This is a genomic window from Marivirga lumbricoides (genome assembly GCF_014636295.1).
Taxonomy (GTDB): Bacteria; Bacteroidota; Bacteroidia; order Cytophagales; family Cyclobacteriaceae; genus Marivirga; species Marivirga lumbricoides.
This window is the reverse complement of record NZ_BMEC01000056.1, coordinates 1-797: the sequence shown is the minus strand read 5'-3', so window position 1 is coordinate 797 and position 797 is coordinate 1. Positions and strand designations below refer to the sequence as shown.

General features: G+C 42.9%; 1 protein-coding gene. It reads left to right on the top strand.

The window, feature by feature from the left end:
• Positions 1–28: 28 nt before the first annotated feature.
• A partial coding sequence (locus tag IEV85_RS24735; protein ID WP_188467947.1) for a sialidase/neuraminidase family protein occupies positions 29–797 on the top strand: 769 nt, incomplete at its 3' end.

Below are 797 nucleotides of genomic sequence, written 5' to 3'. Positions count from 1 at the left end.
ACGCGTGATCAGCAAAAGCAGGGTGGCGATGAATCCAAATCAAAAGATAACATGCATTTCAGCAATAGGAATGACTCTATCGGTAGTAAGTCTACTAATAGGAGTTGCCAATTTGGGCTTAAATATCGGACTCCACTATAAGGTGAGTGATTCAACAACCATAAACATTCCAAACATGAATGAGACCAACCCAACAACAACAATAATAAACAATAACCCCCAAAATAATTACACAAACATCACAAACATCGTAGTGAATAAGAATAAGGAAGAATTTCTCAACCTGACCAAGCCGCTATGTGAGGTCAACTCATGGCATATTCTATCGAAAGACAATGCAATAAGGATAGGTGAGGACGCTCATATACTAGTCACAAGGGAACCTTATTTGTCCTGTGATCCACAAGGCTGCAGGATGTTTGCTCTGAGTCAAGGCACAACACTCAGAGGGCGACATGCGAATGGAACCATACATGATAGGAGCCCATTCCGAGCTCTTATAAGTTGGGAAATGGGTCAGGCGCCCAGTCCATATAATGCTAAGGTCGAGTGCATAGGATGGTCAAGCACGTCATGCCACGATGGCATATCAAGAATGTCAATATGCATATCAGGACCGAATAACAATGCATCGGCAGTGGTGTGGTACGGAGGGAGACCAGTTACAGAAATCCCATCATGGGCAGGGAACATTCTTAGAACTCAAGAATCAGAATGTGTGTGCCATAAAGGAGTCTGCCCAGTGGTCATGACAGATGGCTCAGCAAATAATAGAGCAGCAACTAAGATAATTTATT